This window comes from Rhodococcus sp. NPDC058532 (assembly GCF_042719255.1).
Lineage (GTDB): Bacteria > Actinomycetota > Actinomycetes > Mycobacteriales > Mycobacteriaceae > Rhodococcus_G.
The window spans coordinates 112,398-118,946 of sequence record NZ_JBHXNU010000007.1 but is presented as its reverse complement, the minus strand read 5'-3'; the positions used below and the strand labels follow the sequence as shown (position 1 = coordinate 118,946).

Genomic DNA, 6,549 nt, shown 5'->3' with positions numbered 1-6,549 from the left:
GGTTTGGGGGGAGGGGGGGGGGGAAGAGGAAAAAGGGAAGGGGAGAAGAAGGAGAGGCGAGGTGGGGGGGGGAGACCCCGGGGTTTGTTCCGGGGGGCTTTTCCCCCTTTTGTCCCCCCCGCACCAGCCGGACCACGAGCGCCGCCGCAACGATCAGCAGGCACAACGCCCCGAACCCGGCCGCACCGGGAAACCACTGGTCGACGGCGATCGTCTCGGCGATCCGGGAGTCGAGCGGCGGCACCCACCCGATCTGCCTGGACTGGGAGATGGCCAGGACCGCGAACGGCGCGACCAGCGCGCTGGCAGCGGTCGCGGCCGCCGCGAACCGCAGCCGATGCCTGCGACCGACCCCGACGGTGATCGCGTGCGCGACGACGAGCACCGCGCTGTGGAAGAAGAGGACCACGGATACCGCGGTGACCACCGTGTACAGCACCCACCACCCGCGCCGCGCAGACCGCAACGCGACGACCAGCACCAGACCGGTGACCGCGGCCATCGCCGCGACCAGCGCGTACGAGCGGGCCTCCGTCGCGGCCCAGGTGATCCGCGGCAGGATCATGAACACGGCGCCCGCGAGTACCGCGACCCGGATCCCCGCCAGGGTCCGGGCCAGCTGGACCAGCGCCGCCGTCCCGGCGCCGACCGCGAGCGCGCTCGGGATCCGGGCCGACAGTTCCCCGAACCCGAACACCGCGAACCAGCCGTGCATGAGCAGGTAGTACAGCCCGTGCACCGCGTCGATGCGGTCGAGCACCAGTTCCGTCAGGGCGGGCAGCGGCCGGTCGGCGGCCGACACCGTCGCCGCCTCGTCCCACCAGAACGACGGAATCCAGGATCCCGCGATGCCGATCAGCGTCGCGAGCAGCCCCGCCCCGAGCGGCAGCAGCGGACCCGGCAGCGTCCGCTGCCCGCGCCGCCGTGCCTGCGGCTGCTCAGCGCTGGCCGGCACCCATCACGCCTCGGTGCCGTACAGCCGGGTCCAGTTCTCCCTGCTGGTGATCCGCGGCAGCGCCTCGGTGTAGGTGTCCTTCATCCGCGGCGCCTCCTTGCGCAGCCGCCAGCACACCTTCGCCGCCTGCCGGGTCAGTTCGAGCGCGGTCTGCTTGTCCCTGCGCCGCACCCGGACCGCGCCCTGCGAGGCGTCGGTGACGGTGGCCTGCGAGAACAGCGACACATGCCACCAGTTGGCGTAGTGCGCGGGAATGGTGACGGGCCGCCCGTCCACGCGACCGAGGAACTGCTGCACCGCCCGCTTGGCGAGCACCAGCCCCTCCCGCTTCTCGTCCGGCTCGAACGCCCACACATCCATCTGGGTGTGCGGATCGGCCTCGGCGCCGACCTCGACCGCCGGTCGCGGCGCCGTCTCCGGATACCTCGCGCGCAGTGCGCGGATCTCGCCGAGCACCGCCTGGCCGCCGTCGTCGAGGAACTCCGGGCCTGCCAGGAAGTCCTCGGCGGCCTTGATGAACGTGGCGGCCAGACCGTACTGCATCGACACGATCAGCTCACTGATCTTGCGGAACAGGTACTTGGCGATCGTGGTGCCGTCGAAGCGGCCGTAGATCGACGACACGATGAGGCCGTTGCGGATGCTGAAGTACCGCGCCCAGTCGTCGTAGTCCTTGAGGTGGAAGTCGGCGTGCCAGACGCCCGCGTTGGGCAGGGTGATCGTCGGGTGCCCCGCGAACCGGGCCCGGATGCCGTACTCGATGTCGTCCCACTGGAAAAACAGCGGCAGCGGCAGCCCGCAGTCGGCGATGATATCGGCGGGCAGCAGGCAGGTCCACCAGCCGTTCCAGCCCGCGTCGAAACGCTGCTCCTGCTTCTTCTTCACCAGGTCGACGCCCATCATCGCGCCGGGCGTCAACGCGCCAGCGGTGATCTCGTCGAGCACCTCCCGTTCGGCGCTCACGTGCAGCACCTGCGGGTTGCTCAGCGACAGCATCTGCGCGCCGACGATGGCGGGCTTGACGGTCATGTTCGCGAACGCGTTCATCCGGAGCACCGTTTCCGGCTCGCAGAGGATGTCGTCGTCCATCAGGATGACGTTCGCGTGCGCGGATCCCGGCGCCGAGGTGATCTCGTGCATGCCGCGGGAGAATCCGCCAGCCCCGCCGAGGTTCGGCTGGGTGAGGTACGTCAGCTTGCCGCCGAGCGCGGCCTCGACCTCGGCGAACGCGGGCCGGGAGCGGACCTGGTCGGTCCCCTGGTCGACGATGCAGACGGTGTCGATGTCGGCCATCGCTCCCGCGTCCGCCGCCAGGGTGCCGACCGTCGTCGCGCAGTCGTCGGCGCGGTTGAACGTGCAGATCACGACCGCGGCGGGCCGCAGGTGGTCGGGCGCGTCGACGGTCCACCGCACGTTGGTGACGGTCAGGTCGCCGGCGTCCGCGACCGCGTCGAACCACATCGCGCCGCCGTCGACGAAACGGTCCAGACGGCCCTCGACCGTCAGGGTGCCGGACCCGGTGACCTGTTCCTGCGTGATCAGGCGCTTACGACCCTTCGCGTCGGAGGCGCGCAACGCGATCGTCGCCGACCCCGCTGTCTCGTGGTCCAGTTCGAGTCGGACGACGGTGACGGCCGTCCAGCGCTGCCAGAAGGACGCGGCGAAGCGACCGAAGTAGGTGTTGGTGTCCGCGTGCGCGCCCGCACGCAGCGTCAGGGTGTCGCGGTCCGTGTCCGCGTGGCCCTTGACCTCGACGTACATCTTCCGCGGCACCCGGGGGGACGGCGCAGCGAACAGCCCGCGCTGGGCAACCAGTCGGTCGCGCGGGGCGGGTTCGACGAGCGCATTCTGCAGCGCCTCGTCGTTGTTCTCGACGGGCGCACCCCCAACCGCAAATGCCTGATCCATCGAGTAGGTCCCAACCGTGTGTCCCGACCCGGCCAACGCTGTCCTCGGCCAGGTATTTCGCGGTGAACAGTACCAACGGTGGCGGCCGGGGGCGGTGCCGCGTCGCGCGTGTCAGTTCCAGTTGATCCCGGTCGAGCCGACGGCGACGGAGCCGAGTCCGGTGAGCCCGAAGCCCTCCACCAGGGACCCCGTGTTGCCGCTGCCGGTGTTCGAGGAGCCGGTGTTCGCGGAACCGATGTTGGTCGACCCGGTGTTGGCCGAGCCGAGGTTCAGGTTGCCGGTGTTGGCCGATCCGACCTGACCGGTCCCGGTATTGGCGGAGCCCATGTTGCCGGAGCCGGTGTTCGCCGACCCGACGTTGCCGGAGCCGGTGTTCGCGGAGCCGACGTTGCCGGAGCCCGTGTTCTGCGAGCCGACGTTGTTCGAGCCGGTGTTCTCCGGGCCAACGTTGAAGGACCCGGTGTTGTTCTCGCCGATGTTGTTGGAGCCGATCGCGCTCGCCGACGTCGCCGAGCCCCCACCCGCCGAGCCACCGCCGAGCCCGAGGCCGCCCGCGACGTCCCGGCACGGCAGCACCGCGCCGGGGGCGACGACCTGCACCAGCACCGCGATGTCGGACAGCCCGAGCGGCGCGCAGGCATGGACGGCAGCGGCGGGGCTGAGCGAGCCGGGGTCCATCGAGCCTGGGTCAATCGAGTCGGGATCGGCGTGCGCGAGCCCGGTCCCGGCGACGATCAGCGGCGTCAGCGCGGCGCAGACGACGAGCGCGCGCCTGACGCCGGGGGTTCCGCGAGTGACAGCCCACATGGAGTGCTCCTTGCTCGAGCGAACTCTGGGTGTATCCGGTCCTGCGGACGTGACGGTACCGCCGCACCTGCGGGGGTGCGCGGTGAAGTGCGGCGTGTCGGGGCCGGAATCAGCCCGCGTCGGCCTCGACATCGACCCCCGACCGCGCCGCCGTTTCCGCCGCCCCCGTGCTGTCGGACCCGGAGTCGACGTCCAGCGACCCGGCGTTGCCGAACCCGTCGTTCGAGGAGCCGACGTTGAACCAGCCCGCGTTGCCGTTGCCGATGTTGAACCAGCCGCTGTTCGACGACCCGAGGTTGAAGCCGCCGGTATTCGAGGACCCGGCGTTCGCCGATCCGGTGTTGGCCCAGCCCGCGTTGCCCGCGCCCGTGTTGGCGGAGCCCGCGTTCGCGGAGCCGGTGTTGGCGGAGCCGACGTTGTTCCAGCCGGTGTTGACGGAACCAGAGTTGGCGGACCCGGTGTTGGCGAAGCCGTCGTTGAACCAGCCAGCGTTGCCGGTGCCCGCGTTCGCGGACCCGGTGTTGCCGAAGCCGATGTTGTCCCAGCCCGCGTTCACGGAGCCCGCGTTCGCGGACCCGGTGTTGGCCCAGCCGATGTTGTCGAAGCCGACATTGTCCGAGCCGACGTTCGAGGAGCCGATGTTGCCGGTGCCGACGTTGGTCCAGTCGAGTGCGCCGTCGTTGAGGGCGTCACCGACGCTGCCGAGGCCGACGAACCCGGGGTCCGGGTCGGTGCCGAGGGGCTCGTCGGCGGGCGCGGCCGCCTCGGTGTCCGGGCCGCTCGGGGCGTCGTCCGCCGGCGCCGCGGCGGGCACGGCCGCGTCCGCCGTCTCGGCGGGCACGGTCGCGTCCGCCGTCGCAGCGGCGTCGGGGGCCTGCGCCGCGGGGCCGGCGACCGTGGTCTCGGTCGGCGGGTCGGTGGGGGCGGCGAGCGCGATGCCGGTGCCCCCGATCGCGCCGAGCGTCGCGGCCACCGCGACGGTGTGGAGTGCGGCGCCGCGGCGCGCGGTGGTCCATCGGGTGGGTGCCCGGTGTGTGCCGGCCATGACAACGTCCTTTCCGGCCCGCGGCCGCTGCGCGGGTGGCGGAGGCACGCCGCACACCGGTTGCGCGTTCAACTATCGAGGTCGCTTCTCATTGTCCGCATAGAACGCCTCGGTCGCCGCCTTCTGTGACCGCCACCACGACTCGTTCTCCCGATACCACTCGACCGTCGCGGCCAGCCCGGCCCGGAAGTCGCGGTAGCGCGGCGCCCAACCGAGTTCGGTGCGCAGCAGCGTCGAGTCGATCGCGTACCGCAGGTCGTGGCCCGGCCGGTCCGGCACGACGTCGACCTCGCCGGGGTCGCGGCCGAACAGTTCCAACAGCAGCGCCACGACCGTCCGGTTGTCCACCTCGCCGTCCGCGCCGATCAGGTACGTCTGCCCGGACCGGCCGCGGCCCAGCACCTCCCACACCGCCCGATTGTGGTCGTCGACGTGAATCCAGTCCCGGACGTTGAGGCCGCGGCCGTACAGCTTCGGGCGGCCGCCGTCGAGCAGGTTCGTGATCTGCCGCGGGATGAACTTTTCCACGTGCTGGTAGGGGCCGTAGTTGTTGGAGCAGTTCGAGATCGTCGCGCGGATCCCGAACGACCGCACCCACGCCCGCACCAGCAGATCGCTCGACGCCTTCGTCGCCGAATACGGGCTCGACGGGTTGTACGGGGTGGATTCGGTGAACCTGCTCGGATCGTCGAGCGCGAGGTCGCCGTACACCTCGTCGGTCGAAATGTGGTGGTAGCGCACGTCGTGTCTGCGCACCGCCTCAAGCAGGGTGTAGGTGCCGACCACGTTGGTCTGCACGAACGGCGACGGATCCGCCAGCGACTGGTCGTTGTGCGACTCGGCCGCGAAGTGCACCACCGCGTCCGCCGAGCCGACCAGCCGGTCCACCAGGCCAGCGTCGGTGACGGTGCCGTGCACGAAGTCGATCCGGTCCGCGACGGGCTCGAGGGACGCCCGGTTCCCCGCATAGGTCAGCGCGTCCAGGACGGTGATGTCGACGTCGGGCCGCTCGGTCACGGTCTGCTGCACGAAATTCGCGCCGATGAACCCGGCGCCGCCGGTGACGAGGAGCCTCATGCGGTCGAACAGTACCGTTCGGGCCGGTCGCCGAGACCCGCGGCGAGCGGCCGGGTCACCGGCGTGCGGCCGCAATCTTGCGATAGCCGTACCAGCCCACCGCCCCCGCGATCGCGGCGAGCACGACGTACTGCAGCACCCCGGCGTACTCCTCGACCACCGCCCAGTTCTCCCCGAGGAAGTAGCCGGCAAGGACGAAGATGGAGTTCCAGATGGCGCTGCCGAGCGTGGTGTACAGCACGAACGCGCCGATCGGCATTCGGGACACCCCGGCGGGCACCGAGATCGCGCTGCGCACCAGCGGCACCATCCGGCCGAGGAACACCGCCGCGCTGCCGTACCGGCGGAACCACCGCTCCCCCTTGCGGAGATCGTCGGACGAGACCAGCGGCAGCCGGTCGGCGATCCGGCAGATCCGCTCCATGCCGATCATCCGGCTGATCGCATAGAGCACCAGCGCGCCGACCAGCGATCCCGCGGTGGTCCACGCGATCGCCTCGATCACCGACATCGACCCCCTAGCCGCGGCGAAGCCGGCCAGCGGCAGGATCACCTCGCTGGGGATCGGCGGGAAGAGGTTCTCGACCGCGATCGCGATCCCGGCGCCGAGCCCGCCAATGGAGTCCATCAACTCCACCGACCAGTCGGCAACCGCGGAAAAGAGGCCGGAAGCGTCGTCGGCCGGATATGCGTCAGTCATCGCCGCCGATGATAGCCAAATCGGGACAATACGGACATGGCGCCCCGGCGGGGCGGC

Annotated in this window: 6 protein-coding genes; all 6 read right to left on the bottom strand. The window is 70.9% G+C overall.

Annotated elements, in window-relative coordinates; all coding sequences use genetic code 11:
• On the bottom strand, window positions 1-955 hold a 955-nt coding region (locus tag ACFWQG_RS10925; RefSeq protein WP_378507636.1), incomplete at its 3' end, for a glycosyltransferase family 39 protein.
• A gap of 3 nt (window positions 956-958) precedes the next feature.
• The gene (locus ACFWQG_RS10920; RefSeq protein WP_378507635.1) at window positions 959-2,863 is read right to left on the bottom strand and encodes a glycosyltransferase; all 1,905 of its coding nucleotides are present in this window, start codon (window positions 2,861-2,863) and stop codon (window positions 959-961) included.
• 111 nt (window positions 2,864-2,974) lie between these two features.
• Window positions 2,975-3,670 carry a hypothetical protein gene (locus ACFWQG_RS10915; RefSeq protein ID WP_378507634.1) on the bottom strand — a complete coding sequence of 232 codons (696 nt, stop codon included), beginning with the start codon at window positions 3,668-3,670 and terminating at the stop codon, window positions 2,975-2,977.
• Window positions 3,671-3,779: 109 nt separating this feature from the next.
• Entirely contained in the window at window positions 3,780-4,715 is a 936-nt protein-coding gene (locus tag ACFWQG_RS10910) for a hypothetical protein (protein ID WP_378507633.1), read from the bottom strand.
• A gap of 72 nt (window positions 4,716-4,787) precedes the next feature.
• Window positions 4,788-5,792 carry a dTDP-glucose 4,6-dehydratase gene (gene rfbB / locus ACFWQG_RS10905; protein WP_378507632.1) on the bottom strand — a complete coding sequence of 335 codons (1,005 nt, stop codon included), beginning with the start codon at window positions 5,790-5,792 and terminating at the stop codon, window positions 4,788-4,790.
• Window positions 5,793-5,847: 55 nt separating this feature from the next.
• Window positions 5,848-6,492, bottom strand: a complete 645-nt coding sequence (locus ACFWQG_RS10900; protein ID WP_378507631.1) for a DedA family protein — start codon at window positions 6,490-6,492, stop codon at window positions 5,848-5,850.
• Between the last annotated feature and the right edge of the window lie 57 nt (window positions 6,493-6,549).

Bases quoted from the DNA above. Each gene is read 5' to 3' on its own strand.
- ACFWQG_RS10920 (WP_378507635.1), bottom strand. From the start codon at position 2,863: ATGGATCAGGCATTTGCGGTTGGGGGTGCGCCCGTCGAGAACAACGAC.
- ACFWQG_RS10915 (WP_378507634.1), bottom strand. From the start codon at position 3,670: ATGTGGGCTGTCACTCGCGGAACCCCCGGCGTCAGGCGCGCGCTCGTC.
- ACFWQG_RS10910 (WP_378507633.1), bottom strand. From the start codon at position 4,715: ATGGCCGGCACACACCGGGCACCCACCCGATGGACCACCGCGCGCCGC.
- rfbB (WP_378507632.1), bottom strand. From the start codon at position 5,792: ATGAGGCTCCTCGTCACCGGCGGCGCCGGGTTCATCGGCGCGAATTTC.
- ACFWQG_RS10900 (WP_378507631.1), bottom strand. From the start codon at position 6,492: ATGACTGACGCATATCCGGCCGACGACGCTTCCGGCCTCTTTTCCGCG.